Source organism: Streptomyces sp. NPDC093094, assembly GCF_044754345.1.
In the GTDB taxonomy this organism is placed as follows: domain Bacteria; phylum Actinomycetota; class Actinomycetes; order Streptomycetales; family Streptomycetaceae; genus Streptomyces.
Window position 1 is genome coordinate 25,440 of the sequence record NZ_JBIVOX010000024.1, and the last position, 26,965, is coordinate 52,404.

The 26,965-nt window shown below is 70.6% G+C and carries 26 protein-coding genes and 1 pseudogene; 5 read left to right on the forward strand and 22 right to left on the reverse strand.

What is annotated here, in order from left to right; translation table 11 throughout:
• Positions 1–3: 3 nt before the first annotated feature.
• Together ACIQGV_RS34550 and ACIQGV_RS34555 are read left to right on the forward strand one after the other, a co-directional pair.
• Positions 4–267 carry a UBP-type zinc finger domain-containing protein gene (locus tag ACIQGV_RS34550; RefSeq protein ID WP_402502010.1) on the forward strand — a complete coding sequence of 88 codons (264 nt, stop codon included), beginning with the start codon at positions 4–6 and terminating at the stop codon, positions 265–267.
• On the forward strand, positions 267–2,081 hold the full coding sequence (locus ACIQGV_RS34555) for an FAD-dependent oxidoreductase (protein ID WP_402502013.1): 1,815 nt from the start codon (positions 267–269) through the stop codon (positions 2,079–2,081). The genes ACIQGV_RS34550 and ACIQGV_RS34555 overlap by 1 nt, the downstream gene beginning before the upstream one ends.
• Positions 2,082–2,921: 840 nt before the next feature.
• On the opposite strand, the gene ACIQGV_RS34560 is transcribed toward ACIQGV_RS34555, so the two are convergent.
• From ACIQGV_RS34560 to ACIQGV_RS34570, 3 genes are all read right to left on the reverse strand, one after another.
• A complete protein-coding gene (locus ACIQGV_RS34560; protein WP_402502015.1) occupies positions 2,922–4,409 on the reverse strand; it encodes a DUF2637 domain-containing protein in 1,488 nt (495 codons plus the stop codon).
• Between the two features lie 109 nt (positions 4,410–4,518).
• Positions 4,519–7,854, reverse strand: coding sequence for a hypothetical protein (locus ACIQGV_RS34565; RefSeq protein ID WP_402502017.1), 3,336 nt, complete (start codon positions 7,852–7,854; stop codon positions 4,519–4,521).
• Between the two features lie 3 nt (positions 7,855–7,857).
• Positions 7,858–8,319: a pilus assembly protein TadG-related protein gene (locus ACIQGV_RS34570; protein ID WP_402502020.1), complete on the reverse strand. Its 462-nt coding sequence runs from the start codon at positions 8,317–8,319 to the stop codon at positions 7,858–7,860.
• Between the two features lie 45 nt (positions 8,320–8,364).
• Here ACIQGV_RS34570 and ACIQGV_RS34575 point away from each other — a divergent pair, with 45 nt between their 5' ends.
• Together ACIQGV_RS34575 and ACIQGV_RS34580 are read left to right on the forward strand one after the other, a co-directional pair.
• The gene (locus tag ACIQGV_RS34575; RefSeq protein WP_402502021.1) at positions 8,365–8,874 is read left to right on the forward strand and encodes a hypothetical protein; all 510 of its coding nucleotides are present in this window, start codon (positions 8,365–8,367) and stop codon (positions 8,872–8,874) included.
• A 57-nt stretch (positions 8,875–8,931) separates the two neighbouring features.
• Positions 8,932–9,267 (forward strand): hypothetical protein, encoded by a 336-nt coding sequence (locus tag ACIQGV_RS34580; RefSeq protein ID WP_402502023.1) that lies wholly within the window; start codon positions 8,932–8,934, stop codon positions 9,265–9,267.
• 20 nt (positions 9,268–9,287) lie between these two features.
• Here ACIQGV_RS34580 and ACIQGV_RS34585 read toward each other — a convergent pair whose 3' ends face one another.
• From ACIQGV_RS34585 to ACIQGV_RS34635, 11 genes are all read right to left on the reverse strand, one after another.
• Positions 9,288–9,842: a TadE family protein gene (locus tag ACIQGV_RS34585; protein ID WP_402502025.1), complete on the reverse strand. Its 555-nt coding sequence runs from the start codon at positions 9,840–9,842 to the stop codon at positions 9,288–9,290.
• Complete coding sequence (locus tag ACIQGV_RS34590) at positions 9,839–10,261, reverse strand: TadE/TadG family type IV pilus assembly protein (protein ID WP_402502028.1); 423 nt, start codon at positions 10,259–10,261, stop codon at positions 9,839–9,841. The genes ACIQGV_RS34585 and ACIQGV_RS34590 overlap by 4 nt, the downstream gene beginning before the upstream one ends.
• A 46-nt stretch (positions 10,262–10,307) precedes the next feature.
• Complete coding sequence (locus tag ACIQGV_RS34595) at positions 10,308–10,496, reverse strand: hypothetical protein (protein WP_402502030.1); 189 nt, start codon at positions 10,494–10,496, stop codon at positions 10,308–10,310.
• Between the two features lie 19 nt (positions 10,497–10,515).
• Positions 10,516–11,409 carry a type II secretion system F family protein gene (locus ACIQGV_RS34600; protein ID WP_402502032.1) on the reverse strand — a complete coding sequence of 298 codons (894 nt, stop codon included), beginning with the start codon at positions 11,407–11,409 and terminating at the stop codon, positions 10,516–10,518.
• Positions 11,406–12,401: a type II secretion system F family protein gene (locus ACIQGV_RS34605; protein WP_402502034.1), complete on the reverse strand. Its 996-nt coding sequence runs from the start codon at positions 12,399–12,401 to the stop codon at positions 11,406–11,408. The genes ACIQGV_RS34600 and ACIQGV_RS34605 overlap by 4 nt, the downstream gene beginning before the upstream one ends.
• 82 nt (positions 12,402–12,483) lie before the next feature.
• Complete coding sequence (locus ACIQGV_RS34610) at positions 12,484–14,097, reverse strand: CpaF family protein (RefSeq protein ID WP_402502038.1); 1,614 nt, start codon at positions 14,095–14,097, stop codon at positions 12,484–12,486.
• 2 nt (positions 14,098–14,099) lie between these two features.
• On the reverse strand, positions 14,100–14,984 hold the full coding sequence (locus ACIQGV_RS34615) for a MinD/ParA family protein (protein WP_402502040.1): 885 nt from the start codon (positions 14,982–14,984) through the stop codon (positions 14,100–14,102).
• 2 nt (positions 14,985–14,986) lie between these two features.
• Positions 14,987–15,667, reverse strand: coding sequence for an SAF domain-containing protein (locus ACIQGV_RS34620; RefSeq protein WP_402502041.1), 681 nt, complete (start codon positions 15,665–15,667; stop codon positions 14,987–14,989).
• A 49-nt stretch (positions 15,668–15,716) separates the two neighbouring features.
• Positions 15,717–16,184 (reverse strand): ATP/GTP-binding protein, encoded by a 468-nt coding sequence (locus ACIQGV_RS34625; RefSeq protein WP_402502044.1) that lies wholly within the window; start codon positions 16,182–16,184, stop codon positions 15,717–15,719.
• Between the two features lie 407 nt (positions 16,185–16,591).
• On the reverse strand, positions 16,592–17,224 hold the full coding sequence (locus ACIQGV_RS34630; RefSeq protein WP_402502047.1) for a hypothetical protein: 633 nt from the start codon (positions 17,222–17,224) through the stop codon (positions 16,592–16,594).
• 405 nt (positions 17,225–17,629) lie between these two features.
• Positions 17,630–17,863, reverse strand: coding sequence for a hypothetical protein (locus tag ACIQGV_RS34635; protein WP_402502049.1), 234 nt, complete (start codon positions 17,861–17,863; stop codon positions 17,630–17,632).
• 424 nt (positions 17,864–18,287) lie between these two features.
• On the opposite strand from ACIQGV_RS34635, the gene ACIQGV_RS34640 reads away from it, so the two are divergent.
• Complete coding sequence (locus ACIQGV_RS34640) at positions 18,288–19,544, forward strand: HEAT repeat domain-containing protein (RefSeq protein WP_402502052.1); 1,257 nt, start codon at positions 18,288–18,290, stop codon at positions 19,542–19,544.
• 407 nt (positions 19,545–19,951) lie between these two features.
• Here the strand turns inward: ACIQGV_RS34640 and ACIQGV_RS34645 are convergent.
• The 8 genes and pseudogenes from ACIQGV_RS34645 to ACIQGV_RS34680 all read right to left on the reverse strand — a co-directional run.
• A pseudogene (locus ACIQGV_RS34645) lies at positions 19,952–20,575 on the reverse strand (protein kinase); the annotation flags it as partial.
• 232 nt (positions 20,576–20,807) lie between these two features.
• Positions 20,808–21,482 carry a class I SAM-dependent methyltransferase gene (locus tag ACIQGV_RS34650; RefSeq protein ID WP_402502055.1) on the reverse strand — a complete coding sequence of 225 codons (675 nt, stop codon included), beginning with the start codon at positions 21,480–21,482 and terminating at the stop codon, positions 20,808–20,810.
• 297 nt (positions 21,483–21,779) lie between these two features.
• Positions 21,780–22,223, reverse strand: a complete 444-nt coding sequence (locus ACIQGV_RS34655; RefSeq protein WP_402502056.1) for an NUDIX domain-containing protein — start codon at positions 22,221–22,223, stop codon at positions 21,780–21,782.
• Positions 22,220–22,879, reverse strand: a complete 660-nt coding sequence (locus ACIQGV_RS34660) for a dTMP kinase (RefSeq protein WP_402502058.1) — start codon at positions 22,877–22,879, stop codon at positions 22,220–22,222. The genes ACIQGV_RS34655 and ACIQGV_RS34660 overlap by 4 nt, the downstream gene beginning before the upstream one ends.
• Complete coding sequence (locus ACIQGV_RS34665; RefSeq protein WP_402502060.1) at positions 22,876–24,414, reverse strand: B12-binding domain-containing radical SAM protein; 1,539 nt, start codon at positions 24,412–24,414, stop codon at positions 22,876–22,878. Before ACIQGV_RS34665 ends, ACIQGV_RS34660 begins: the two co-directional genes overlap by 4 nt.
• A 12-nt stretch (positions 24,415–24,426) precedes the next feature.
• Positions 24,427–25,230 carry a hypothetical protein gene (locus ACIQGV_RS34670; RefSeq protein WP_402502063.1) on the reverse strand — a complete coding sequence of 268 codons (804 nt, stop codon included), beginning with the start codon at positions 25,228–25,230 and terminating at the stop codon, positions 24,427–24,429.
• Positions 25,231–25,709: 479 nt separating this feature from the next.
• Complete coding sequence (locus ACIQGV_RS34675) at positions 25,710–26,303, reverse strand: hypothetical protein (protein WP_402502065.1); 594 nt, start codon at positions 26,301–26,303, stop codon at positions 25,710–25,712.
• Positions 26,300–26,884, reverse strand: a complete 585-nt coding sequence (locus tag ACIQGV_RS34680; RefSeq protein WP_402502067.1) for an ATP-binding protein — start codon at positions 26,882–26,884, stop codon at positions 26,300–26,302. Before ACIQGV_RS34680 ends, ACIQGV_RS34675 begins: the two co-directional genes overlap by 4 nt.
• Between the last annotated feature and the right edge of the window lie 81 nt (positions 26,885–26,965).

Below are 26,965 nucleotides of genomic sequence, written 5' to 3' on the forward strand. Positions count from 1 at the left end.
CGGATGACCCTGCACGCAGACCCCCACCTCGCGCTCGTCCGGCCGGTCCAGCCGCTGACCCCACAAGGTTGTCAGGAGTGTCTGATGCTCGGCTCCCCGTGGGTCCACCTGAGGCTCTGCCTGACCTGCGGCCACGTCGGCTGCTGCGACTCCTCGCCGAACAAGCACGCGCGCAAGCACGCGGCTGCCGACGCTCATCCGGTCGTGCAGTCGTTCCAGCCCGGCGAGGAATGGCGCTGGTGCTACGTCCACGAGGCGTTCGTCTGATGTCCGGCGACCGGTCGCCGTCGGGCGAAGAAACGGTGCGCCAGAAGGCGGACGAGACCGACTTCTGGGAGACCCCGGACATCTACGGCGCGTATCCACGCCTCACGGAGGACCAGATAGAACGTCTGGCGGAGCACGGACAACGCCGGAACACGGCCCCGAACGACGTACTGATCCGGGAGGGGGAGCGCTGCGAGACGTTCTACGTCGTCCTCAGCGGCAGTGTCTCCGTCGTCGAGGACTACGGCACTCCTGAGGAGCACGTGCTGCGCGTGCACGGCCCCGGCCGCTTCATCGGCGAACTCGGCCTGCTGTACGGACAAGTGGCCTTCTACACCGCTGTGGCCAGGGAGCCCGGTGAGGTCCTTGCCGTCTCCCTGGACCAGCTGCGCCGGCTGGTGTCCCAGGACCCCACCATCGGGGACATCGTGCTGCGCGCCTGTCTGGGCCGTCGCGCGCTGCTCGTGGGACAGGGCGCCGGCTTCCGCATCATCGGCTCGCGCTACTCGCCCGACACCAGACGGCTGCGCGAGTTCGCCGTCCGCAACCGGCTGCCACACCGCTGGATCGACCTGGAGACCGACGACGAGGCCGAGGAACTGCTGCGCCGCTTCGGCGTCGGCCCGGCGGAGACACCACTGGTCATCTGGCGGGACACCACCTTGCTGCGCAACCCCAGCAACGCGGAACTGGCCCGGCTCATCGGCCTGCCGTCACTGCCCGCCGCAGACCGTCACCGCGACGTCCTCATCGTAGGCGCCGGCCCCGCCGGCCTCGCTGCCGCGGTCTACGCCGCCTCCGAGGGCCTGAACACCACGGTGGTGGAGGCGATGGCCACCGGCGGCCAGGCCGGCACGTCGTCCCGCATCGAGAACCTGCTCGGCTTCCCGTCCGGCATCTCCGGCGCCGAACTCACCGAACGCGCCGTGCTCCAGGCCGACAAGTTCGGCGCCGAGATCAGCCTTGGGCTGGAGGCGACCGGTCTCCGTCCCAAGGACGAGGACCACTGCGTGGTGACGTTCGCCGACGGCAGCGAGATCGCCGCCCGCGCCGTCCTCCTGGCCATGGGCGCCCGCTACCGCCGGCTCCAGGTGCCCGGCATCGAACGCCTGGAGGGAACGAGCGTGCACTACTCCGCGACCGTCTACGAGGCCCAGCAGTGCCGCACCGACCCGGTGGCCGTCGTCGGCGGAGGCAACTCGGCGGGCCAGGCGGTGCTGTTCCTCGCCGGGTACGTGCCGAAGGTGCACCTGCTGGTGCGAGGAACCAGCCTTGAGGCCAACATGTCCCGCTACCTGGTCGACCAGGTCGAGCGCCATCCGCGGGTGGAGGTCATGCTGCACACCGAGGTCACCGAGGTCATCGGCCAGGAAGTGCTGGAGGAGCTCGACGTGGTCGACAACCGCACGGGCGGGCACCGCCAGCTCGCGGTACGGAGCCTGTTCGTCTTCACCGGCGCCGACCCTCACACCGAGTGGCTCGCCGGCAACATCGCCCTCGACTCCCGCGGCTTCGTCCTCACCGGGCCGGAGGCCCAGGAAGCCTGCGCCCACCCCGAGGTGTGGCACGGCCGCGGGCGCTCGTGCATGACCCTGGAGGCCAGCCTGCCCGGAGTCTTCGCGGTAGGGGACGTCCGCAGCGGCTCGGTGAAGCGGGTGGCCTCCGCGGCCGGTGAGGGCGCGATGGCCATCCACTTCGTGCACCGGCACCTGGGGCACTCGGCTGTACCCGGCACCACGGGCACGTCAGCCGTCGCGGGCCACTCGGACGTCTCCCCACGCATACGTCGCAAGGAGTCCGCATGGCTCGCATGAAGAATGGCGCCCGTCCGGCGCCACCGCGGTGGCGGCCTGCTGGACTCTCCTCCGTGCGGGCGCGAGAGGCCGTCCCAGACCCCACGGGAGGCCGGGACGCCGCATGCCCGGGGCGAGACGGCAGGCTGCGTCCGGGGCTCACTTGTCGCCGCCTTCCTCCGCCATGGCGGAGTCGGCCATGACGCGCGCCCGTTCCGGCCGCGGGTGTGGTCGAGTTGCCCGCCCCGGGCGCCACGACCCTGCCCCGCCGGAAGGCGGCCATCACCGACCGGTGGACATAGGAGGGCGACGACGCACTCCTTCACGAGCACATCAAACAAAGCCGCGAGCTCGCACCTGTCCTCCGTCTCTGCGTCAAGAAGAACGTACCGCTGAGCTTCCTCTGACCCCTGCCTCCACTCGCGCGGGGACGACGGAAGGAACGACCGCGACCAGACGTCCGCCCAGGAGCAACCCCCACATGCGCGGGGACCACTCTTCCTGAGCTGCGCGTTCAGGCGGGCTTTGCGTTCTCTTTACGTCTGATTGCTTTGTGGGGCATGGCCTCGTCATGGCATGCGTATCGCCGCTGAAGCGTCGGACCGGACGTGGCCGTCTGCGGCGGGTGTTGTCCGCTGGTGCAGCGTCAGGTCACTGTGTGTCCACCCATCGGCGGCGCGGAGGGGCTGCGCGGAGGGGTCACGGCGTTCATCCCCTGCGTCAGGCCGGCTGCGTCTGTGTAAGCCGTGAGCACGGCGGCCGCGCGGTTTCTGCAGAGCGGGAGTGGGGGCGGCGCCGGCCGCGTTGAGGACCCGCCTGCGGTCGGGTAGAGGTGTCGAGGCCACGTCCGCAGGAGACCTTCTACCGGACCCGGAACGGTTCGTTCTGGGCGTGGTGGTGGTTCAGTGTCTGCCAGCGTCGTTCGAAGTCGGGGGTGTGTTCGGTGATGTAGGAGGTGTCGATGGGTCTGTTGTGCTGTGCGGTGATTCCCCGGGCTGCGCATTGCTGCGCGATGGTCTCGGGCGAGGGGGATTGGGTGCCTCGGCGTTGCTCGGCCCAGAGGCTGTAGGTCCGGAAGGGCAGGAGGTAGCGGCGCAGGGTGGAGGGGCGGAGGGGTTTGCCGCCGACGCGGCTGTGCAGGCCCTGGTCCGCAAGGATGGCCGAGAGCTGTTCGGCGGTCGGTTCTTGTCCGTGCTCGGTCTGGTGTTCGTTCCATGCGAGGTAATAGCGGTCGACTGTGGTGAGCGGTAGCTGCGCTGCTGTCGTGTCAGGTTCCGGCGCGGCGTCGTCGGCGGACGTCACCTCGGGGTGGTGTATTTGTTCGGCCGTGTGCGCCCGCCGATCCATGGGCGCCCGTCCGGCCCTTTGAGGGAGGGGCTTTTCGGAGGGTGTCGGGCTGGCGATTACCTGATCCTTTGCAGGTGGTTCTCTGTGGTTGTGCTGCCGCAGCCTCGCGGCAGGGCTGTCGGGAGTTGCGTGGGTATCGGTGTAGTTCTGGAAGCCGGGAACCCGCTTTGGGGCTCTGTCTGGCCGTCGCTGGTTCGGGTCAGGAATGGCGTCGTTGGGCGGATGTTTCCGTTCCTCCCCGGCCGCGGGTCCCGGGCAGGTGCGGGTCTCGGTGGGCCGGTGGAGCGGGGTCACCGGCGGGCTGAGCGTGGGTTCGATGCCGGCGGCGGCGAGGCCGGCGGGGGCGGTCTCGGCCAGGGGGACGCCGTAGCGGGCCAGGCGCAGCGGCATCAGGGACTCCACCGGGGCCTTGCGGCGCCAGGAGCGGCCGAAGCGGGCGTGCAGGCGGGCCTGGTAGACCAGGCGTTCCTGTTCGAGCTTGATGACCTGGTCGTAGGAGCGCAGTTCCCACAGTTTCATGCGGCGCCACAGCAGGAAGGTGGGCAGCGGGCTGAGCAGCCAGCGGGTGAGGCGCACGCCCTCCATGTGCTTGCCGTGGGTGATGTCGGCGATCCGGCCGATGGCGTGCCGGGCGGCCTCGACGGCGATGACGAACAGCACCGGGATGACCGCGTGCATGGCGGTGCCCAGCGGGTCGGGCCAGGCGGCGGCGCCGTTGAAGGCGATGGTCGCGGCGGTCAGCACCCAGGCGGTCTGCCGCAGCAGCGGGAAGGGGATCCTGATCCAGGTCAGCAGCAGGTCCAGGGCGAGCAGGACACAGATGCCCGCGTCGATGCCGATCGGGAAGACGTAGGAGAAGTCCCCGAAGCCCTTCTTCAGGGCCAGTTCGCGGACCGCGGCGTAGGACCCCGCGAAACCGATGCCGGCGATGATCACGGCACCGAGGACGATCACGCCGATGAGAACGCGGTGCGTCCGTGTCAGCCGTAACGGCGTCTCCACCTCTCACCCCCTCCCGCCCGCCGGGCATGGCTGTCCTGTGCGGGCTTGCGTGTACGGCGTGGTGCTGTTGTCCCTGGCCGTGGCGTGTGGCCGGTGCGAGCGTGTGAGCCTACGCATGGCGGGCATCGTGTGCCGGTGTGCCGAGTTGTGTGCGGAGTTCGCCGATGAGCTGGGTGGTCTCCGGTTCCGGCGAGAAGTCCAGGGATTCGTTGATCTCCTGCAGACGGCTGATGACGTTCTGCAGGCCTGAGCGGTTGCCGTGGGCTGCTTCCAGGCGCATGAGGTCGCGCCAGAGGAGTTCGGCGGTGGGGTCGGCTTCGAGGCCGGTGGCGATGGCGTGGCGGGCGGCGCTGAGGTCGTGGTGGGGGCCTTCGGCGGTGCGGTGGGTGGCGACGGTGTGGGCGACGTCGATGATCCGGGTGGTGATCTCCTGCACGTGGGGTTCGGCCCAGGGAAGCGGCTGCCCGCCGAACGGCCGACCGCGCACCAGGCCCAAAGCCTCCTCCAGGTCATCGAGGCCGTCCGCGCCCTGAGGCAGGGCGCGTTCGGCGAGGTGGAGGAAGCGTGTCCAGTCGCAGCGCACACCCGCCGCGAGGCGGTAGGGATCGTTGCCGGTCTTGCGACGCGGCACGTACGGGGCGCCTGCCGGGTCGTGGCCCAGGGCGCCGCGCAGGCCCCGCAGCCGCGCGTTGAGGGTGTCCATCGACCAGGGGTGGGCCGGGTTCATGTCGGCGCACAGGGTCTCGGCGCTGCGCCCGGGCCGGAAGTAGAGCAGCGCGGCGAGCTGGGCGATGCGGGGCCCGTGGCCACTGTGGTCCACGCCGGTCACCTCCACCGGCCCCAGCACCCGGATCTCCGGCGCGTGCAGATCCTGCGTCCCCTCCTGCCTCTGTATGGGCTCCGGCTCGGCAGCTGATGCCGCACCGTTGGGCGATGGCCGCGGGGGCGTTGACGCGGTGGTGGCCGGGCCGGCCTCGTCGGCGGGGCCGGTCGCGTATGGGGCGGGGGAGGCCACAGGCAGGCCGGACGGGTCGGTGCTGGCGGCGAGCAGCGCGGGGAAAACGTGCACCCCCGCATCCCCCGCCGGGGCCCGCGAGGAGAGCGGGCTCGGCGCCGGCTGTGCGGCAGGCGGCCGGGGCTGGCGGGGGCGGGAGGGTTCGTCGGGGACGTCTTCCCAGGGGCCTTCGGCGGGTTCGGCGGGTTCCTGGGATGTCTTCAGCGCGGTGGTGATCTGCTGGTAGGCGTCGTGTTCCAGGCGCTGCACCGTGATGGTGGTGCCGATGTGGCCGAGCATCTGCGGTTCGCTCTGTGAGGCGTTGAGGATGTCGGCTTCGGGGAAGCGGGCGGCCGCTGTGCCGGCGGGGGCGATGAGGGTGACCGGCACTTTTCCGGCGTGGGCGATGGCGTCGGCGAACTGCCAGGCCAGGTCGGCCTCGAGTTCCGTCGCGCACAGCACCACATACGGCTGGTATCCGGCGTCGGGGACCTGGTGGGCTTCCAGCACGCGTGCGTTCAGGTCGCGCAGGGCGTGGGCGGGCTCGCGCATGTGGGCGATCCGCATGGTCGGCAGCAGCGTGGGCAGTTCCTCGCCGAACCCGACGGCGATGATCTCGATGTCGGTGGCCCAGGGGCTCATGCTCAGTTCCAGAGCGATCGAGGTGCACACCTCGGTGACGTGGACCGGGTCGCCGTCCAGCAGCAGGGCGGGCAGCTGGGCCAGGTTGACCAGCAGCAGCTCCCCGGAGGCGGTGCTGCCGAGCGTGACCAGCCCCGGATACGGTGCTGAAACGTCCCGCGCCGTCTCCTCGGCCAGCAGGCCGGCGTCGGCGGGCAGCGTCCACCAGCCCCCGCGGCCCGGGACGAAGGGTGCAGCAGGGTCCTGGGTGAGCTCCTCGGGCAGCACCTCGACCGTCCGGGTCCCGATCCGGGCCGCCCGCAGCTCAGGCACCTCGCGGCTTCCGCTCTCGTCGGCGCCGTTGTTGATGTGGTGGGCGAGGGTGCGCAGTGCCGCGTCCAGCCGGGCGGCGCTGCCGGGCTCGGCGGCCGCGGCCAGCCGGGCCTCGGCTGTGGAGGTTTCCGAGGCGATGACGATCTTCTGGCCCGGCTTGCGGCGTCGGCGTTGCAGGGTCCTGCGCAGGGCCAGCGCGCCGGTGACGGAGGCCGCCAGCAAGGCTCCGGCGCCCAGGACCAGGTGCAGGCCCGACGGGCTGTTGCTGTTCGTCGGGCTTGTCGCCGGCGCGGCGGGTGTGGGAGGCACGTTTGACGGGGTTGCGGCGGCGGACGACGCCGGCGCGGAGGGCACGGTGGAGGGATGGGCGGTGGCGCCGGGTTCCGGCGCCACGGACGCCGCGGACGGGGAGCCCCGGTCCTGTCCTGGCTGTCCGGCGGGGCGGCCGGACGGTGTCGCAGGCTCCGGCAACCGCGGTGCCGGTGCCTCTTCCGCGCCGTCCGGTGTGTGGTCGCCGCCGGGCTGCCGCGGCGGGGGAGTCGTCTCGGCTCCGTCCGGGTTCTCGATTTCTGGCACGGTGACCTGCTGTCCGGCGTAGATCTGGTCCGGGTCGGTGATCTCGGGCAGCCCGTCGGGCTGCGGGGTGTCGCGGCTGGCTTGGAACAGCTTGGGCCACTGGGTGGCGTCGCCGAGTTCCTCCTGTGCGATCTTCGACAGGTAGTCGCCCGGCTCGACGGTCACGACATGCTCGTCCTCTCCCGTGCCGCCGGCCAAGGCGCGCCCCTCCAGCTGCGTACGGGCCCCGTCCGCGGTGGCGGCCGGGGCGGGGGAGCGGGCGTCGGGCGGCAGGGTGATGACGGTGTCTTTGGCCAGGTACTGGTCGCCGGAGGCCAGTTCGGGGATGTGCGGGTTGAGGGCGGCGATGTCGCGCCAGCGCTGTCCGTCGCCGAGGTGGTGCTCGGCGAGATCCCATGGCGTTTCGGTGGCCCCGGCGACGGTGTGGGTCGGCCCTCCGGAGGCGGCCGCGCCGACTGCCGCGCCGGCCGTGGGGGCGCCAGCAGGCGTGCTGGTGCTCGCGTCCTGGGTCTGGGTGATGGCGGCGGCGGGGGTGGTGGTTGCGGCGGAGGCGGCGGTCGGGGCGAGCAGGACGATCCCGCCGATAAGGAAGCCGGCCAGGGACTGCATGCCGCCCAGGCCGCGGATGCGGGGTGCGGAGCGGCGGCGGGCGACGGCGACGACCTCGACGGCGACGCTGAACGTGAACGCCGCCCAGGCGGTCCAGCCGATGCAGGTCAGCACGGTCAAAAACAGGGTGCCGTCGTCCTGCTCCAGCAGCAGGCCCAGTCCGCCGGACAGTTCGGTGGGCTGGCTGCCGAAGCCGAGCAGCGCCGGCGGGACACCGCCGATCAGGGCGGCCAGCACGATCAAGCCGGCCAGGGCACGCAGCAGGACGCCGGCGGCACGCAGCGGCCTGGGCGTGGGGGTGCGGTGGGCCATGCCTCAGCCTCCAGCGGCTTGGGTCTGCAGTTGCGCCGTCGCGGTCCCGTCGACATGGATGGTGCCGACGCCGAGCAGGGACGCGAAGCGGGTGGAGTAGGTGTCGCGGACGGTGACGGTCAGCCTCTGGCCGCCATCGGTGACGGTCACGTCGCCCTGGACGTCCGCGGCGGCCAGGTAGTCCAGGGCGGCCGCGCGGGCGGCGTCGGGGTCGATGGTGATGGCGGTGCCCTGGATCGCCTGGGCCGGATCGAGCTGCTGGCTGGCCGTCCGGGCGGCTTCCTGGGCCAGGGAGGTGGCCCGGTTGCTGGCGTTCAGGGCGCCGCCGCCGTCGACGAGCAGGCCCATGACCATCAGGACGGCCAGCGCCGAGATCGCCAGGAACAGCGACATGGAGCCGCGGTCGCCGCGGAAGCCGGCCGCGCGCCGGCGGCGGACCGGGCTGCCGCGCAGAGCGTGGATCACTCCGGCTTCGATTCCGCGTGATACGCAGCCGCTACGCTCCAGGCCATGGGCGTACTGCACGACTACTTCCGGGCACCGGACACCTGTGCCGCGATCGACTGGTCCGTCGGTCCCGGCGGGAACTGGAGGCAGCACCCCGGGACCGGTCTCGATGATCACGGTGTCGATTGGTTCGACGCCAAGGGTCTCGATCCGAACGTCGTGCTGGGGCAGCTCGTAGCATTCGCCGAAGGAGTCCCCTTCGACACCCATGCCACCGCACCCGCACTCGTATGGCCGGACCAGAGGTTGTGGCCGCAAGGAGAGGACAGGCCAGGACAGGAGTCCCCCTGGGAGACCGGCCTGTTCCTTCAGCAAGTGCCCGCCGAGTGGATCGCAACGCTCGCCGAGATCCATGACGAACATCTGCCGCTGCTCGCACTTCAGTGGTTCGACATCCCCGAAGTCAGCTTCGCCGACTTCATCAACGTCCAGGACACCATCGTCGAGTTCCGCGCCCTGGCCCGCCGCGCTCGTGAGCACGGACACGCTGTCTACTGCAAGACCGTCGTATAGTCCGCCGACGGCACGCGAACCGGGAATGCCCGCCACAGCACGGCGGGGGATGGGGCGATGACACGCTGGTTTTGCAGCTTCTGGGCAGAGGAGGACACCTGGTTCTACTTCGAGGTCGGCACCGACGGCTGGATCTCCCGCCAGGTCGAACTCCAGGGCCCCGCCCGCAAGCCGACGGCCGCGGCGTGTCTGGCCGAATGGCAGTCCGCGCAAGCGGCCGGAACGCTCGCGCAGTACGAGGCGGTGTTCGGCGCCACGGCTGAGGCGCCCGTTCAGGAGTGGGACGGACACGAGCCGCACGACCTCACCCTGTATGAGTTCGAGACCGTCTGGCGCACCGCCCGGGCAGCCTGCCGGGCACGGGCTGGGAACCGCCCGACGCACGGAGCGTGAACCCGGATACTCCCGCGCGCTCACTGCACGCCCCCCGTACTGCGGTCCGCACTCCGGGACCCGTCAGAAGCCGTGAGCCCCAGGGCCCTTCCCCGGTAGGTGTCGAGGGAGCTGGTGAAAGTAGCGGTGAGGGTCTTCGCTCCGGGCAGGCCCGGCAGCGCGATGTCCGACAGATCCGCGGTGCACGAGATCGTGGCGGTCACGGTGGCCGTCTGGCCGACGTCGAAGGAGAACCCGGAGGTGTCGACGGTGACGTCTGTGTTCTGGCAGGTGATGCCGTCTCCGCTGAGGCTGGCCTGTGCGGCCGCACGGGCCTGCGACTGTGCGGTGGCGGCGTCGCGTTGCAGGGAGGCTGCCCGGGCCGCGGCGTGGGCGGCGCCGTCGACGGCCCCGTCGGCATCCACGACCCGCCCGAAAGCGATCATCAGCCCGAGCAGCGCGATGAGCGCGGGCGCGATCACCGCCGTCTCCAGCGCCGCAGTCCCGCGGTCACCCCCCAACCAGGCCCGGCCCGCCCAGAAATGCCACGTGCGCTGAAGACCGGCCGGGTGCGCGGACAGGTGGCGGCGCCTCATGGGTTCGTCCAGCGTTCGATGGGCCCGTGGGCGTCCTGGCTGACGGTCAGCTCCAGACCCGGGACGAGGGTGGCCACGCTCCCGGTGACGGTGATGTGGAGCTCCTCGGCGGTGCTGCCCGCCGACGACACGGCCGCGCCGCGCACGCTGCCGCCGAACTTGGCGAGGAAGGCTTCGGCCTGGGCGACGCCGTCGCCGGGGCTTGCGCCGAGCTGGCGCCCGGTGTCGACGCCCTGCCGCGCGGCGGACTGGGCGACCTTGCGTGCGTGGTAGAACAGCCCGACCTGGATGATCATGAAGACCAGCATCAGCACCACGACCGCCACGACGGCGACCTCGACACTGCCGGCCCCGCGATCCGCAGCGCCCGGCCGGACGATCCTGCGCCGCCGGAAGCCGCCGAGTGCACGCCCCTTCACCGCTCCCTCTCCTCCCTGCCTCTCTGTCCTGTGCGGGTTGGGGCGGTCAGCCACCGTTGATGATGCCGATCTTCTCCATCGCCTTGGTTCTGATCGCGGCGACGACCAGGCCGGCCACCACGATCAGCACGGCGGCCATGACCGCGAGTTCGGTGGTCGACTGCCCCGCGTCGCGGGCGTGCCTGAGCTGCTCTAACCGGGCCCGGAGCATCGCCGTCAGGAAGGTGAGGTCCATCGCGTGTGTCCTTTGTCTTTCAGCTGCCGAGAATGGTGATCGTCAGGGGGATCATCACGAACGTGATCATGAGGATGACCCCGAACGTGACGGGGATGATCATGGCGGCGGAGGCTTCGTTGGCCCTCGCCTTCTGGTCGGACAGCAGCGCGATCCGCAGCTGCCGGGCCTGCGCCTGCAAGGTGGTGTAGACGGCCGCGCCGTCCCCGGCCAGCGCCAGGGTGTCCGCGGGCCGGGCGAGTTCGGGGATGTCGAGTTCCTCGCCGAGCTGCTTCAGCGCGTCCCACGGCGTCACACCGGCGAGGTCGGCCTGGTGGAAGACCTGCCGCATCCGCTCGAAGATGAAGTTCTCCCCCACCCGCGCGGTGTCGGTCAGGGCCTGCGCGGCGCCGGAGTTCGCCACCCGGGCCAGAGCGACCCGTTCCAGGTAGGAGGCGGCGGCGTGCCGGACGATCAGGCGCGCCGCCGCGGCCTCCCTGGCGACCTCGCGGCCGGGCCACAGCCAGAACAGCGCCGCCAGCCCCAGTGAGAGTCCTGCCGGGACGACGTACGGAAACGGTGCTCCGGCCAGTGCGAGGACGGCCTGGAGCAGCAGTGGGACGGTGAGCCCGTACAGCGCGAACAGCACGCGTTTGCCGAGGTGTTCGGCCGGGCTGATGCGCAGCAGGTTCAGGTCCCGCACCGGCAGCGCGATGCGGTCCCCGACGTCGGCGAGCAGACGGTTGCCGACCCGTTCCTGCACCGACCCCGTCGGCGTGAGTGTGCCGGTCGGCAGCGTGGTGGTCACCTTGCTCGTGTCGAGGCGGTCCAGCGTGCTGGTCAGATCCGGCCGGGCCGGCCACGCCGCCCGCACCCCCAGCCCGACGAGGACCCCGGCGGCCGCGGCGGGCGCGATCACATCAAGCGGCGTCATTGCGTCCCTTCCCTCCGGCCGACCCCGACGCCCGCCGGAGGCCAGACATGCAGGCTGCCGTCGCCGCTGGCGCTGTTGGCGTAGCCGGGAGCGATGTCCCGTGTGTGGTGGTGGTCGTGGTCGATGAGGCGGGGGTCGGGTGCGGTGCGGGCGATGCGGCGCAGCAGCATCAACGTCCAGGCGAACCCGCCGCCCAGGACGGCGAGGACGAACTGCCCGGCCGGGGTCTGGTACCAAGCCGACCAGGCCGAATTCAGCATGCAGCCCAGCACGACGACGCAGATGACGACGGAGACCAGACGGGCGCTCTTGCGGACCTTGGCCCGGTCGGCCTCGACGTCGCGCGCATCGGCGGCCTGCTGGTGGATGGTCACGGCCATCGCCTCCAGCGCATCGGCCAGGCCCGGGCCCTTGTAGACGGCGTGCGACTGGAACAGCAGCACCACATGGTCGAACACCCCGTCCGCTATCTCCGCGGCGAACAGATCGAACGCATCGTGCGCCTCCATCCCGGCCCGCAGCCGTTCGGACAGGGCCCGCACGCTCGCGGCGATCGGCGCGGGCGCGTTGCGGGCCGAGGCGCGGATCGTGGCCGGCAGCCCGATGCCGGCGGTATGGACGCCGGCGAGGTGGTTGAGCCACTGAGCGAGGGCTTCGAGGCGTTCGATGCGTGCCTGTGCGGAGGTGCCGGGGTTGAGGACGAACGGCAGGCCCAGCACGGCGGCGCCGGCGAGCAGCCCGTGGACGGGCCAGCCGGTGTACGCCCACACCGCGAGGGTGACGACGGCGGCGATGGTGACCAGGTAGCGCCAGCGGGCCTGCCACTTCTCCGGCAGCTCCGCCCGCGCCCGCCGCACACGGGACGCGAGCTGTCGGCGCGGCCTGAGCGGATCGTGCGCCCGCCCACGGGCCTCCCGCACCAGCGCGATCAGCGCGACGACGGCCAGAACGGCGGACAGCGCACCGATCAGTGAGAGTTCGGAGACGGTCACAGGACCTCCCCGGCTGCCAGCCGCGCACCGCGGGTGAGAGCAGACAGAGGCGTCGTCGGGCGCATGGTCTGGCTCGGGGGTCTCATGTCGTGGGCCCCTTTCGCTGCAGGGGTCCGCCCCAGGCGCCGAGGGGGTTGTCGGTGAGCCAGGACCGGTGGAAGGACGGGGAGCCCTTGAGGTCGGGGAAGCGGCTCTTGTTCTCCAGCTCGCTCATGAAGGACGGCATGTTGCGGAACACCGCGCGCGGCTCCTGCGACCCGGCCGGCCCGAAGATCTCGGTGGTGGTGGGGCGGCCGCCCTCGCCGACGGTGTCGTGGACCTCGTAGACGTGGCTGACGTAGCGGTGTTTGCGGCCGCCGTACTTCACGTCGTCCCAGTCGTAGGCGAGGTAGACGACGACGTCGACCGAGGCGGCGATGAGGTGGTGGGCGGCCTCGGTGGCCATCCCGGCCTTGGTGCACAGCTGTACCAGGCGGCTGATGATGGCGTGCGGGCGTCGTACGTGCATGGTGCACATCGACCCCGATCCGCCGGCGGACATGGCCTGCAGCATCGGCACCACCTCGGTGGAGCGGACCTCACCGACCACGACGCGGGTGGCGTTGTAGCGCAACGCGGTGGCGAACATGTCGGCGATGGTCACCTCACCGGCCCGTCTGTCGCCGACGATCTCGCCGTTGCTCTGCCGCGCCTCGAACGCATAGGTGACGGGCCCGGGCCGGCCGGAGGCGGCCGGCTCGTCCAGGTACAGCTCGCGGTCGGACTCCAACGTCACCAGCCGCTCGTCGGCCGGAATCTCCCGGCCCAGCGCCCGCAGCAGGGACGTCTTCCCGGCGCCCATGTCACCGACAACCAGCAGGTTCATCCGCGCCTGCACACAGGCGCGCAGGAAGTACTGCAGCAGCGGGTTGATCGTCCCCCAGGCGCGCAGCTCGTCCAGGCCGGTGTCGCGCAACCGGTGCTTGCGGATGACGACCGAGGGACGGCTGGTGAGCACCGACGCGGTCACCCGGGAGCCGTCCGGCATGCGAAAGCCCACCATCGGCGTCGACTGCGTCAGCCCCCGCTCGCCGTGCCCGGACAGCCGCGCCATCCGGTTCACCCACGCGATCAGCTCCTCGTGCGAGCCGGCGACGCGGTCGACGGTGCGGCGGGGCCGGTCGAGGTATTCGATGTGGGCGCGCAACCCGTCGACCATGACGTCCTCGACGCCGTCCTCGTCCAGCAGGCTCTGCAGCCGACCCCCGCGGTACATCGAGTCGAACACCGCCGTGCCGACGGCCTGCTCCTGCACCTCACTCAACGGCACGTTGGCCTGCGCGTACTTCGCCGCCCAGTCCGCCACCGCAGTCGTCACCAGCGAACGCGCCAGCGCACGCCGGTCTGCCTCCTCCATCAGCCGCTGCGGATCCCGGCCGGTCAGCTGCTTCGACACCTCCCCTTGGAGGGTCTCGATGACCTCCCAGCCCACCGGCAGCTCACCCGGCAGATCCGCCAGCCGCGGCACCGCGGCAGCAGGACCCGTCCTCGCCGACGGCACGGCGACAGGAGGCGTGGGCCGCGCCTGGGCGGGGGACGGGGCGGCCTGTGGCGGGCGGCGCTGGGCGAGGTGCCCGGAGAGCAGGCCCGCGATGTCGTCGCGGCCCATGGCCCGCTGGTGCCCGTTCGTCCCAGGCCCCTGATGGGTCTCCGCCATCTCTACTCTCCCCTCGCGTGATGTTCGGCTGCCGGACGCTGTTCGGCCAGCCGCTGAAGGATTCCGGCCAGCTGCGGGGCCGCCGCGGGCGGGTACTGCTGCTGGAGCCGGCGGCGGGCCGCCAGCGCCCCGATCTGCTCCGCCGCCGTGCGGGCATGGCGCAAGAACGGGCTGCGCCCATAACCCCGGGGCGGCCGCCCGCCGCTGCTCAGGTAGTAAGTGACGTCGGGGGCGTACGGCAGGGCCGCGGCCACCGGCACCCCGAGCGATTCACTGACCTGGTGGGCCTTGAAGGAACCTTCTTCGATCAGCAGCAGGCCCAGCGCGTCCGCACCGGACCCGTTCTCACCCAGCCCGCCACGCAAAGGCCCGATGACATGCCGGGCCAGGGTCAAGGACTGCTCGGTCCCGCGCACCACCAGCAGCACCAGATCAGCCCGGTACAGCAGCGCGGCCGGGGTGAACACCGGGTGGAGGCGTCCGGCCTCCAGGGCGAGGCGGCCGCCGTCGATGAACACGTCATGCCCGGCCTGCTGCGCCATCACCTGCAGCACGTCGGCCAGCGCTGGCCAGGTCCGGGCCAGGGCGGCGGCCTGTGCGGGGTCGGTCAGGCCCGGCAGCAGCTTGCGGTGCCCGGCCTCGTCCAGATGCCACAGGTGGGAGGCGAAGGCGTGCGCGAGGGCTTCGGGGCCGGTTCGTTCGGCGCGCGCCAGGTGGTAGAGACCGATGCCCGCATCGACCTTCCCGCCGAGCAGGCCGGCACGGATGGTGCCGCCTGCCGGATCGCACTCGGCGAGCAGGGTGGGGTTCTTCGAGGCCAGGCTCAGGCCGAGCGCGCTGGTGGTGACGCCGACGGACTTCACGGAGACGAGTGCGGTGACCGGCATGACTACCTGCTCCGCGGTTCCCGCACGATCGCCACCCGTCCCAGGGCCGCGCGGGTGGCCAGGAACGCGCCCTGGTCACGGGCGACGGCGAGGTTGACCACCACGGTGCCGGAAGCGTCCGGGCGGGAGACGGAGACGACGGTCGCGGGCATGCTCTGCGGCGCCGTGTCGTCCTCGGGTAGGTCGTCGCCCTGCGCCGGTGTGGTCACGGCTTTGATCTTGTCGCCGGGGGCGAGGGTTCCAGCCGGGGCCATGCCCCGCCTGACCTGCACGCCGACCTGCTCTTGGTCGTCGCCCAGCCCGCTGCCCGGCGCCAGCTGCGAGGCGAGCAGCAGCCCGCCCTGGCGCAGGTCGACGGCCGTCCGCTGGCCCACCACGGAGTCTTTTTGTGCGGCGGGCAGGGGGGAGAGGGCCGCGTCGGCGGAGACCTCGGCGACCGTGACGTCGCCGGCCGTGAGGGCCTGGCCGGCCGGCACGTCCCGGGCGACGGCGAGCACCTGGGTGCGGTTGCTGGCGGAGTTCACCGCCCAGGCGGCGGTCAGGGCGCAGATCACCGCGAGCACGATGCACAGGGCGACCACCGACCAGCGGCGCTCCCGTCGCACGGGTGCGGTGGTGGTGATGGGTAACTCGGAGCGTTCGGAGCCGGCCGGGCGCGGCACGGGCGGCGCTGTGGCTTCCATGGGGAGGGGAGAACCTTTCGGAATGTCTGTCGTGGGACGAGGCGCGTGGTCAGTTGAGGACCTGCACCTCGGCGACGGTGATGTCGACGGCGCTGGTGCGAATCTCGGTGAGCTGGCCGGTCTGCCCGCCGGTGGCCTGCCAGTCGATCGACCAGGTGGAGGTGGCGGTGACGTGGTACATGCCGCTCGGTGTCGTCGTCGAGGGCTGGCGGTAGCGGTAGCCGCAGTCCGGGGACGGCTGCTTGCCGAACGCGGGCTTGTAAGGGGTGCCGGCGGTGGTGCAGGTGACGGACTGCCCGTCACCCATCGACCACACGATCTTCTTCACCTTCGCGGTCGCCGTGACCGTCATCCCGCCTGCGGAGGCGCTGGCGGTGTTCGGGCCGTAGGTCTCCGGCCCCGTCTGCGTCCACAGGTACACCGGCATCCCGACCACACCCCGGCCACCAGGGCGGGGCGTGATCCCGATGTCCGGGCCGCGCAGGAGCATCTTGTCGACCGCCTGCTGAGCCAGCACCGCGGGATCCACAGCAGCCGCCTGACCGGCCGGCGGATCCGCCAGCCACATCGCGGTGATTCGCGCGCCTTCGAGGCCGCCGCCGGTGCAGTACTCCTCGTAGACCGCCCCGCCCTCACCGGGCTTATGGTCACCCCAGCCAAGGCCCCCAGCGGGCGGCTGCGGGTCTAGCAACCGGTAGGTGCAGGTAGGGGCGTTACCGCTCTGCCCGGAGCCACTGCCTCCACTGGCAGGCTCCCCGCTTCCCGACGCACTCCCGCCAGGAGCTCCCGGGACTTCGACCCCGACGCACACGAGGCCGCTGTCGCATGGTTCAACGCTGCCATTGGGGTCACCTGCCGCCTGCGCCGGAGCGGCCAACGCCGCCAGCACCCATGCGCCGCCTAACGCTGCAGCGATCCGACGGGTCAGCATGGCCGGCCCGCTTGAGGTTCGTCCTTGATGACCTTCCACCCGTCGGGCCACCGTTCGACCGTGCCGATCATGATGTATCTCGTCAGCCGCTTGGTCGGGAGAGGAATAGGCTCTCCTGTGTCGGCCTCAATGGGCTTCCACTGCGACACATCCAGGCAGCTGGTGATGACCGCGTTGGGAATCCTCCGGTTCAGAGTGACCTCGGCCGACGGGTTGTTCATGGTCACCGAACCAGTAAACCGACGCCCGTTCTTCTGTAGCTGTTCGACTTCATGCTCGGGGCGGCTGAGGGCGGCGAGGGCCGCGTACTCCTTGATGTTGGTCCCCTCGACACTGGCCTTGGCGTAGACGCGCTCCATCTCACGCCAGTAGGCGCGGTACCGGGCGATCGCCTCCCGCTCCGCGACCTGTGCCGGGTCGGCTGAGGGCGAGGGGCTGCTGGGCGCAGGAGCAGTCGTGGAAGTCTGAGCGGATGCCGTGTTGTTCGAGGGCTTGTCCGCAGCGTTGTCGTCGTCCGACGAGGTGCACGCGGGCAGCGTCAGCATTGCTCCGGTCGCCAGAGTCGCGGCCAGCCGGTTCCGGCTGCGAACAGTGAAACGTCGGCTTGAGTTCACCGGAATGTTCATATTGCCTTCCCGTGCGACGCACTGGCCGCCCCGAGACCGGGTTGCTGGTGCACGGCGGCAGCCCATGGCTGCGCCAGGGTCCAGGTGCGGTGGTGTGATTGCGAGACTGCAAGGCTATGCATATGCCATCCAACTCCCCAACGATGTCATTGAGTTCGTCTGAATAACTCGGGACGTATCCGGCCACTTCCGGAACCGGATGGCGATTTCCAGCCGCGTGTGTTCGCTGCGTTCCGCCCGCACACGCTCACCCGAAGCGGGAAGCGAAGTCGACCAGTGGCCCGCCGTGCAGGCCGTGTGTCTGCCCGGAGACGGGTGCGGGCGACGGGTGTGGGGCGGCGTGTCCCGGACGGTACGGCCGTGCGTCGCCGCGCAAGAGGGTGGGGTGCGGGGTGTGGCGGGTTCTCACCGGGTCTGTCTGTGGCGGGGCCAGACGGTGATGACGTCGCCGTCGAGGGTGACGCGGTGGTGGGGGAACTGCTCGCGTACGAGGTTGAGGTCGTCGAGACCGAAGTCGCCGCAGGCGGTCAGGACGTAGGCGTCGCCGATGCGGGAGACGTCCCGGGTGGCGTCCGGCCAGCGGTGGAGTAAGTGTGAGGGATCTTCGTTACTGCGAATGCCTGTCGTGGTGTCGGTCACCTGGAATCCCTGAAGTCTGATTTTTTGCAAGGAAGATGTGGGGGAACTTCTCTGCTCCCCGGAAGCATAGTAAAACTTCGCGTGAGCAAAGTGCAAGGGTTTTTGAGTGACGGGAGGATCACCGGCAGACCAACCGGCCGGCATCGGACGCAGCAGCGGCGATGAGCAGAGACACCGTGAGCGGGCATCCGTCGCAGCCCCTGGCCGCGCCCGCGGGACCAGGAGGCCGACCCTCCCGCTGATGCTGTGACAGGCCGTGTGTGCTGCAGGGTGGCGAGACGGATTCGAGCGGGCCGTAGGCTTTACCGTCTACGCCTTCTGGAGATCTGTGGGCGGCAAGGCGTCCCTGTCCTCGCCGACCGCGTCCATACGGCGCCGGCCCCCATGTCGCCGCAGGCATCAAGCGACTGCTTAGGATTCGCCCATGCTGACCGGTCAGGACGAGTCGTACGAGGTCGTCAGGCGCCTGGCTGGCGGAGTCGCCCTGGAGCAGGCCCTCGATGTGACGAACCCGGAGTCCTGGATCGGCCTTGACTCGGGGGTGCGTGAGCTGGCCCGGCGGCGGCCGGAGCTGTTCCACTCGAACGCATCACCGGCGGGGCGGCGTCTGAAGTGGGATCCGGATGCATCGGTACCGACCGTCACGTGGTCCCATGAGCCCGGTGACGCCGAACTCGCCCTGGCTCTGTGCCACCCGGACGGCTGGATCCGCGAGGCCGCACTGGACCAGGCCGGCCGGCGGCCCGCGCTGCTCGCCCTGGTCGTCGTCCGCTGCGCCGACTGGGCGGGCCCGGTACGCGCACGCGCTCGCGCGATCCTGGCCCAGGCGCCCGTGCAACGGCTGGGCGCGCAGGCCGCCCTCATCCTGCGCATCGGCCGCCGGCCCCGGGGCGACTTCGCCCGGGAACTGCTGACAGGGACGCTCAGAGCGGGCCCGGCCGCGCACATCGAAGCACTGCTCGGCAGCGGCGACCGGGCCACGGCCCGCCTCGCGCACCGCATCGCCGTCGAGCGGCGGCTGCTGCCCGCGGCGCGGCTCGCCCGGATCGCCGCCCGCCACCGCGACGTCGCCGTGCAGGACCTGTGCGCCGACGCGGCCCTGGCCGCCCTCGGCGACCGCACCGCCGAGGAGTTCACCCAGGTGCTGGCGCCGCTGCTCGCATCCCGGCAGCCCCGGGTCAGGTCGGCGGGGGTGACCGCGCTGCACCGGGCCGGACGGCCCGCCGACGCCGAGCCCTACCTCACCGACCGCTCCGCCGTGGTACGGGCCTGCGCCCGGTGGGTATTGCGGCAGGCCGGCACCGACCCGGCACCGCTGTACCGCGCCCTGTGCGCCGATCCCACGGTCCGGCCCGCCGCCGCGGCGGGCCTGGGCGAATGCGGCTTCCGCCAGGACACCGATCTGGTCCGGGCACTGCTCACGCACCCGGCCCCTGGGGTGCGCGCCTTCGCGGTGGCGGGGCTGCGGGCCCTGGACGCGGTGCGTGTCGACGACGTGCGACCGCTTCTTCACGACCCGTCGGCAGCCGTGGTCCGCCAGGCCACCACGGCGCTGCTGCCGTCAGCCGACCAGGTACCGAAAGAGCTGCTGCGCGGGCTTTTGGCCGAGGACCGTCCGCGCCACCAGCGGATCGCGGCGATCCGGCTGCTGCGCGCGCTCGGTGTGCACGCCGGCATCTGATCCGTGGGATGTCGGCATGGCCAGACCAGCGGCAGAGCGCTGGCGGGGTCACTTCGCCGAGGTCGGCCCGCTCTGCCGACTCGGCGGGCTGTGGCCGCCGCTTCATCCTCTGCAAGTGGCTTTATCGACGTCGCACGACAGCAGTTGTCGACGACCTTGGGAGGTGCTCACCGCGCCCGGATCTCGATGTCGACGAGAACGGGAGGCACCCGCCGGCACTCGGCAACGCCGGGACGACGGTCGCCGCCTACGCCCGTAGCCAGCGCTTTTGTCCCAGGCCCCGGACGAGCGACTCGCGGCGTCTCGCCGGTCGGCCTCAAGCTGCTGTCCGAAGCCATCGATACTCGGCGCGGGCAGCACCTCCGGAACTGCCCGAGAAACGTTGCTCCTCGTCATCGATAGAGCCAGGCGTAGATGTCGGCTGCCGGTGTGGGTTGTGCTTCTCCTGTGGCGAGCACGCTGCGCGCGATTTCCGGGGCTTCGTAGTGGACGAGGCAGCTGCGGAACGGGAAGTCGTACTTGGCGGGCACGTCTCCGCCTCGGGCAAGGGCGAGGTCGATGAGATGGGTCCGCTCGAGTCCGATGATGAAGTGGGCAGGCTGCACATCCCCATGGACCCAGCCTCTGGCGTGAAGTTCGGTCAGGGCTTCGACGCAGCCAAGTGTCACGTTGATGTGCAGCAGGACAGTCGTTCCCGGCCCGCGGCAGGGCTCCTACAACTGGTACAGGTCGGGTCCTTCGTGCCACGGCTGGTAGTTCCACGTCCCGCGTTCCCACTCGCTGTAGGCCACGTGATCGGATCCGAGGCGGTGCAGCACGGCTCCTTCGCGTGCGGGTGCGAGCGCGGTCCAGGGCTGGGCGGGCCAGTCGGTTGTGGCCTCGATCGGATACCCGACCTTCACGGCGTAGTGGCCTTGGGAGTTCTCCGTCTTCCAGACCGCCGAGCCCCGGCGGTTCACGATCAGGCGCCAGGTCGTGGGCGTGAGGGCGTCGAGCACGGCGGGCGGCAGTTCAGGGAGTGACCCGGACAACGTTGATTTTCCCTTCCGGGCGACCGTGGCCAGCCTCGCGTTGAGATTGGCCGCAACGCTGCGGGCTGTGGTCATACCTGACCGGGCGGCCGCAGTCGGGATGCACGGCGGAGGTTCGTGCCGTCTACGGTCCACAGGTCGTCGAAGATCATGAACCCGCTGAGCGCTTCGGCGCCGGGTCCCCGCCCGGTGCTCCGCAAGATGATCGGAGCAGGGCCGTCTGCGGGCCGGGTCAGGCGGCCCGGGCGCGCACGATGAGCGTGCCCGGTGCTGCGGTATCAGGTGCGGGCAGGCTTTGTGCGTCGATGTCGGTGAAGCCGTGCTGTTTGAGGATGTCGGCCCACTGCACGGTGGTGTACTGCCAGCGGTGGAGCGTCAGTTCGCTCTCGCGGCCTTCCAGCCATTTGCCGCTCATCTGCTGTGCCCCGTAGTGGCCGGTGACCGGCTCGCGGTGAGAGAACGCGAAGATCCCGCCGGGTGTGAGGCGCTTGGCGATGAGGGGGAAGAGATCGTCGGGGTCGGTGAACCAGACGGCCCCCCAGGTCGAGTAGATGGCGTCCCACTGGCGCGGGTCCTCGTGGAGGAAGGCGCAGGCTTCGGCGTGCACGAATTCCAGCCCGAGGAGGTCGGCCCAGAAGGCCCGGGCCCGGGCGACCTGTACGGCAGAGAAGTCGACGGCGGTGACCTTGATGCCCTGGCGGGCGAGGAAGGCGGCGTTCTCCCCTTCGGCCGGCCCGAGGTCGAGGGCGCTGTCAGGCGTGCCGAGCACTTCTGCCCCGGGCCCGTGGCCGGGGATGCCGGTCCACTCGAAGCGGTCCGCGGCCGGGCGAGGCTGGACCCCTTTGCTCCGGTAGGGCCTGTACTTGTCCCAGTACTCGGCTGCGGTCAGGGGGGCAGCGCTGGACATGCGGAGCCTCCGGGAAGAGGGGGCGGTTTCGGAGCCGCCAAGCTACTCGTGTCCCTGCTGCGTCGTCCGTGAAAGCCGGAAACTGGGCTATACAGGAATAAAATGGTTCCCAGGGTCGTGGGATGTACGGCCCTGGGCAGGGCGACTCTCGACGGGCTTGCGGTGTCAGCGGCAGTCGGAGCCGTGTACAGGGCCCCCACTTGCCGAAGTCGGCGGACTGCCCTGACGTGCTGATACCCCGCCCGTGCTATCAGAGGGCGGATGGGTAGGGCTGTCGGAGACCCGGTGATCGTGCGGTTACTGCCAGCCGTGCAGTGTCAGAGGGCTGGAGGGGTTCAGGCTGCCGTACAGGCCTGCGCGGGGATACTCGATGATGTCCTCAGGGAGGTCGTGGTCGGCGAACCACTGGAGCGTGAGGCATTTTTCGGGTTCCTTGTTGCGGGGTGTGCCCTCCCATTGGGTGGCCACGAAGAAGAACCCGATGCGTTCGGATCCGTCTTCTTGCCGGTGGTGCACGACGTGCTGGAGTTTGAGGTGTTCGGGGTCGGCTTTGACGTCGGTTTCCTCGAAGAGCTCGCGGGCTGCCCCGACGGTGAGGGCTTCGCCCTCATCGAGTTTTCCGGAGGGAAGGTGCCAGCGGCCGTAGCCGTAGGGGCTTCCTCGCTGGGAGAGAAGGATCTTGTCGCCGTCGCGGAGGATGACGTGGGTGTCGATGGTGGGCTGTGCCGGCTGTCCGCTCATGGTCCCTGAGGGGTCGGTGGGGTGGTGGAGGTGTCTGACGGTAGTGGGAGGACGGGGAGCGCGTCAGCGATTTGGCGCGCGACCTCCGATGGAGGGACGGCGGTGCTGTCGATGGCGAGCACCTTCGATCGGTGATCCTCAAGGAGGCGGGCGGCATCGCGGTACAGCTCGACCTCTTGTGCGGGCGCGTGAGGGTCGGCGCGGAAGCGGTGCGTGATGCCGGCCCTCGCGATGCGGTCGGCGATCGTGGCGGGGGAGGCGGTGAGGATTACTGCCAGGTCGGGCTTGGGGGCGTAGTTGTTGAGCAGGAGCAGGAAGTCCAGCGGGACGCCGTCGAGGCGTTGCAGGACGAGGGTGGAGGCCAGGTAGCGGTCGGATATGAGCAGTTGGCCGGTCTTGAGTGCGGGATCGATGGTGGTTTCGATGTGCCGGTACCGGGCGGCTGCGACGAGGCAGGCCAGGGCCAGGCCGTGCAGCTGGCTGCCGTGCGTGCGGGTGAAGTCGCCGAGGAGGTCCCCGCGGGGCGGCTCGACGGTCCACCGGGCAGGAACATCCCGTGCGGCGAGCACAGCCTGCAGCTCCCGGATCGTGGTGGACTTGCCCACGCCGCTCGGTCCGTCGACCGAGACGAAGAAGCCTGTGCGGTTCTGGGTCATGCGGCAGTACCCATGGCGGCCTGGTTGCGCTGGTGCTGTTCGCGGGTGAGCATCGCGAGGGTGGAGCGGATCTCGGTCAGGGGCACGTCGCCGAACTGGATGCCGACGGAGAAGTTGAACTCGTCGCGCTGGCGCATGGACTCCTCGGCTCCTTCGTCGGTGAGGTCGACGTCTGCGTAGGCCAGCAGGTCCTCCGGGTCGTAGCCGCCCTGCTCGGTGAGGGTTCTCCACACAGGCGTGCCTGGGTAGGGGCGGAACTCGAAGACGCTGGCGCGGACGTCGCCTGGGTGCCGGTCGGCCAGGGCCCACAGGCTGCGGATGTGCTGCACGGTGGCCTCCAGGTCGGCACGGGTCTCGCCGGGGAAGCCGAGGATGAAGTAGCCCTTCACGCCGATGCCGTGGGCGACAAGGCGCAGGGTGACGCGTTCGGTCATCTCGGCACTGATCCGCTTGTCCATCGCGGCCAGAATGCGGTCGCTGCCTGATTCGATGCCGAGGGCGACTTCGCGCAGCCCATTGCTGACGAGACGGTGCAGGTCGGCGTCGGTGAGCCGGTCGAGGACGTTGATGCGGCCGGTGGCGTCCCACACGTACCGGTCGCCGATCTGGTGCCGGGTGAAGGCATCCATCTGTTCGTCGATGATCCGGCCCGCTCCGAGGAACAGGTCGTCCACGAACCGGAACGCGGTCACGCCGTACTGCTCGTGCAGCTGGTCGAGCTCTCCGATGATGTTCTCGGCCGAGCGGACACGGATCGTGACGTCGGGGTTGGCGGAGACGGCGGCGCCGCAGAAGGTGCAGTTGTAGGGGCAGCCGCGGCTGCCGACGATGTTGGCCTCCCAGTGCCCGCCGGTAAGAGTCTGCCCGATCCAGGGCCGCTGGAGGGTAAGGCGGCGGTCCGTCGCCGTCGGCGGGGCCTGGTAGGGGTCCTGGGGGAGGAAGGAGCGGTCCACGTAGGGCAGGCTGTTGATGTCGGGGCCCAGCAGAGCCGCCGTGTTCCTGGGGTCCGGGATGCCGGCGGCCCGGGTGCCGAGCAGCGGGTCGCGCCACAGGACGCCCGGCAGCGTGCGCCGGTGTTCCTCGTCCTGTAGGAGGGCGGCGACGCGGAGCTCTCCCTCGCCCAGGACAAGAGCGCGCAGGCGGCGCATGCGGGGATCGGCGAGGACCCGGTCGGGCATGGCCCTGGCGTGGTGGCCGCCCGCCATGAGGGCGATGCCCTCATCGAGCAGGGCGGCGATCTTCGCGGACATCTCGTACGTGGGTGCGAGGAGATTCAGGGCGGCCCAGCGGGGTGCGGCCTCGTTGACGATCCGGGCTGTCGCCTCGATACCCAGACCGTGTGCTTCGGCGTCGAGCACGCCGACGTTGTAGCCGCGGCTTTGGGCGTAGGTGGCGATGTAGGCCATGCCGAGGACGGGAAGGGTGTAGTCGTTGGTGCGCGGGCGCAGGGTGTAGTCACGCAGCGGTGCGTTGATGAACAGGGCGTCGAGCGTGTGATGGTTGTTGACGCCTGCGATCAGGGGTAAGTGCTGCATCGGTCCTCCAGGTCATCCGACGTGCGCCCCCCAGGTGAGGGTCGCGAGGGTGAGGGTGTGCAGAGCGGTCGGGTCGGGCCCGGCCCAGCCGGTCCACAGCGGGCCGAATGTCTTGTCCTTCTTGCCGGGCCAGGGATAGGCGGGGGCGATCTTGGTGGCCCAGGTGCGCACGGCCAGGTCGTCGTGCGGGTAGACGCTGAAATCGCCGGTGAAATCTGCCGCAGCCGCGGCAGCGGTCCAAGGGCCGATGCGGGGGATCTGAGTGAGCTCGAGGACCAGGCTGGCGGCGTGCAGCCCCTCCCACTTCTGATGCCTTTGTTCGTACGCGGTTGCGGCAGCCACCAGAGCGCTGCGGTGGAACTTCGCCCCCACGGCAGCGAACTCCTCCTCGGCCAGAGCAAGGACCGTAGCTGGCGCGGGCGCCACGGCGAGCGCACCTCGCGGCCCCTCAACGGTCCTGCCGTAGTTGCTGCACCATGCTCGGTACAGCTTGCGGGCCTGCTCGGCGCGCACGACCTGCCGCAAGATCGCCGTAGTGATCGCGTCCCACAGCCACGGGTTCGCCAGACGCTGCGTGACACCGAGCCCGGCGAGCCCTGCACGCAGGCCAGCCGGAGCCGCGGACGGAAGACGCACCGGATCGCTGGCCACGAACTCTGGCTTGACGTCCTCGGTGCCCTCCACGCACACAACATGCAGCCCGTCCCCGTCGCGAGACACGGCCCAGATCCCGGAAGAGGTACGGACGGCACGCGCCCACGAGCCGTCTTCATACGCCTGCCAAGCAGGATGGTCGGTAGTCAGAACACTGTTCACGAAGGCTCCTCGGTGTACCGGTAGTGCTCGCAGTAGCCTCTCGCGTCACAGCCCCGCGACGCGCCGCAGCCACAGAATCAGAGGCGCCAGCCGGCCACTTTCGATCACACAGATAGGCATGTGGTGGTCCTCATCGGGCGAGCACGGACGGGACGCCTCGGGCCCACCGTCTGGGACGGCGGCGATGGGCCAGGCTCTCCGATTCCTGTTCCTGGTGGCGCGACCACGGACGGGGCGACGCGCAACGGACGGCTGTGGCGGACTGCCAGAGTGATGATCTGGCCCATGCAGGGCATGCGCAATGTCTCGAGCCTGGCCGCGCGTGGCGCGGGATCTGAGTGGTGTCGTCACGTTGCTTCCTCGGGGGCCGCCGCCTGCCTTGCCAAAGAGTCCTGTCGGCGGCAGAAGCAGGGTCGTGCAGGGGGACCGGGTGTGGCGTCATGCCCGGAAAGTGGTGAACGCGACGCCGCACGCGGGGTTCAGGAGATGCTGCTGAGCACAGATGCCAGTAGCGCTTCGTGGGGTGCGGGGCCGGGTTGGAACTGGTCGAGGAGCTGGCGCAGGGCCGTGGGCGGGACGAGCCGGTCGCCGCGGCAGGGCCGCAGCCAGTACGGCCCCGGCGGTTCCGTCGCCGCCATCGGCGGGAGAGCCAAGTGGTGCGGCCGGCCTAGGCACAGGGCGTGGCGGTGCGGTGCCCACTGCTCGCTGGTGCCAGGGGGCACGAGCCAGATGAGCCAGGAACGGTGCGGGTCCTCGATGACGGGCCCGCACGCGTCCGGCTGTTCCTCGCTGGTGTGCTGGATGCCGTCCATCACGGCGACGGCGGCGAGGGCTTGCGGGCCGGCGGCGGTGACGACGATGCCGAAGAACTGCCCGCCGAGGGGGAGCTGCAGCACATCCTGCCGCTGGAGGGCCATCAGGCTGCGCACGCGGGCGGCGAGGTCGCCCATGTCGGCGGCTACCTGCTGCGGTTCAACGGTCGTGCTGGTGGCGGTGAAGCCGACCGGGGCCGGGGGCGGCAGATCCCGGTCCGGGGCGAGCTGGCGGCGGGGTAAGTGTCCGGTGGGGATCACGCCGGATCCCCTTGGCCGGCAGGGCGCAGGACCGCGCTGACGGTCTTGCCCGTCACGTTCCCGTCGTCGTCCACTTTGGGTTCCCACGACAGGTGGGCGCCATAGCGTTGCACCCACCACAGGCCGCGGTCCTGCGGGGCTGCGGCGGTGGCCGTGTCGAAGTCGGGGAAGGCGGGGTCGGCGTCGACGACCTCGATGCGGAGTTCGTCCGCGTCTGGGAGGATCGTCAGGTGGAGATGCACGCAGCCGTCGTGGAACGGTTTGCCGTGGCGGGCGGCGTTGTCGACGAGTTTGTCGCTGATCTGTCCGGCGGCGTCGATGTCGCCTGCCCAGCAGACCGCTGTGAGCCGGGGGCGTACACGGAGTCTGGCGTTGGGGCCGGATGCCTCGTTGGCCAGCAGCTTGGAGGTCCAGCGGAAACGGAAGGGCTCCGGGTCTGCCATCAGCGAGAGCAGAGCGATCGTGGAGCTGACCGGGTGGGGCTGGCGGGCGTATTGGGATGCAGTGGTGGATGCCTCGGCCACCGGCGCTTCGGCGACGGGTAAGAGGTTGCTGGGCTGCTGGCGGGGTGGGTGGTTCAAAGAGGACTCCTGGATCTTGTGGTGGTGCCCACTCAACGAAGTCGGCGGTGGGCTTTGTTCGCCGTACCTGGCTTCGCTGTT

What these genes read in the sequence shown, in the direction of transcription:
- ACIQGV_RS34550 (WP_402502010.1), top strand. Translation starts at nt 4, where the DNA reads ATGACCCTGCACGCAGACCCCCACCTCGCGCTCGTCCGGCCGGTCCAG.
- ACIQGV_RS34555 (WP_402502013.1), top strand. Translation starts at nt 267, where the DNA reads ATGTCCGGCGACCGGTCGCCGTCGGGCGAAGAAACGGTGCGCCAGAAG.
- ACIQGV_RS34565 (WP_402502017.1), bottom strand. Translation starts at nt 7,854, where the DNA reads ATGGCCCACCGCACCCCCACGCCCAGGCCGCTGCGTGCCGCCGGCGTC.
- ACIQGV_RS34575 (WP_402502021.1), top strand. Translation starts at nt 8,365, where the DNA reads ATGGGCGTACTGCACGACTACTTCCGGGCACCGGACACCTGTGCCGCG.
- ACIQGV_RS34580 (WP_402502023.1), top strand. Translation starts at nt 8,932, where the DNA reads ATGACACGCTGGTTTTGCAGCTTCTGGGCAGAGGAGGACACCTGGTTC.
- ACIQGV_RS34585 (WP_402502025.1), bottom strand. Translation starts at nt 9,842, where the DNA reads ATGAGGCGCCGCCACCTGTCCGCGCACCCGGCCGGTCTTCAGCGCACG.
- ACIQGV_RS34595 (WP_402502030.1), bottom strand. Translation starts at nt 10,496, where the DNA reads ATGGACCTCACCTTCCTGACGGCGATGCTCCGGGCCCGGTTAGAGCAG.
- ACIQGV_RS34600 (WP_402502032.1), bottom strand. Translation starts at nt 11,409, where the DNA reads ATGACGCCGCTTGATGTGATCGCGCCCGCCGCGGCCGCCGGGGTCCTC.
- ACIQGV_RS34610 (WP_402502038.1), bottom strand. Translation starts at nt 14,097, where the DNA reads ATGGCGGAGACCCATCAGGGGCCTGGGACGAACGGGCACCAGCGGGCC.
- ACIQGV_RS34615 (WP_402502040.1), bottom strand. Translation starts at nt 14,984, where the DNA reads ATGCCGGTCACCGCACTCGTCTCCGTGAAGTCCGTCGGCGTCACCACC.
- ACIQGV_RS34620 (WP_402502041.1), bottom strand. Translation starts at nt 15,667, where the DNA reads ATGGAAGCCACAGCGCCGCCCGTGCCGCGCCCGGCCGGCTCCGAACGC.
- ACIQGV_RS34630 (WP_402502047.1), bottom strand. Translation starts at nt 17,224, where the DNA reads ATGAACATTCCGGTGAACTCAAGCCGACGTTTCACTGTTCGCAGCCGG.
- ACIQGV_RS34640 (WP_402502052.1), top strand. Translation starts at nt 18,288, where the DNA reads ATGCTGACCGGTCAGGACGAGTCGTACGAGGTCGTCAGGCGCCTGGCT.
- ACIQGV_RS34650 (WP_402502055.1), bottom strand. Translation starts at nt 21,482, where the DNA reads ATGTCCAGCGCTGCCCCCCTGACCGCAGCCGAGTACTGGGACAAGTAC.
- ACIQGV_RS34655 (WP_402502056.1), bottom strand. Translation starts at nt 22,223, where the DNA reads ATGAGCGGACAGCCGGCACAGCCCACCATCGACACCCACGTCATCCTC.
- ACIQGV_RS34660 (WP_402502058.1), bottom strand. Translation starts at nt 22,879, where the DNA reads ATGACCCAGAACCGCACAGGCTTCTTCGTCTCGGTCGACGGACCGAGC.
- ACIQGV_RS34665 (WP_402502060.1), bottom strand. Translation starts at nt 24,414, where the DNA reads ATGCAGCACTTACCCCTGATCGCAGGCGTCAACAACCATCACACGCTC.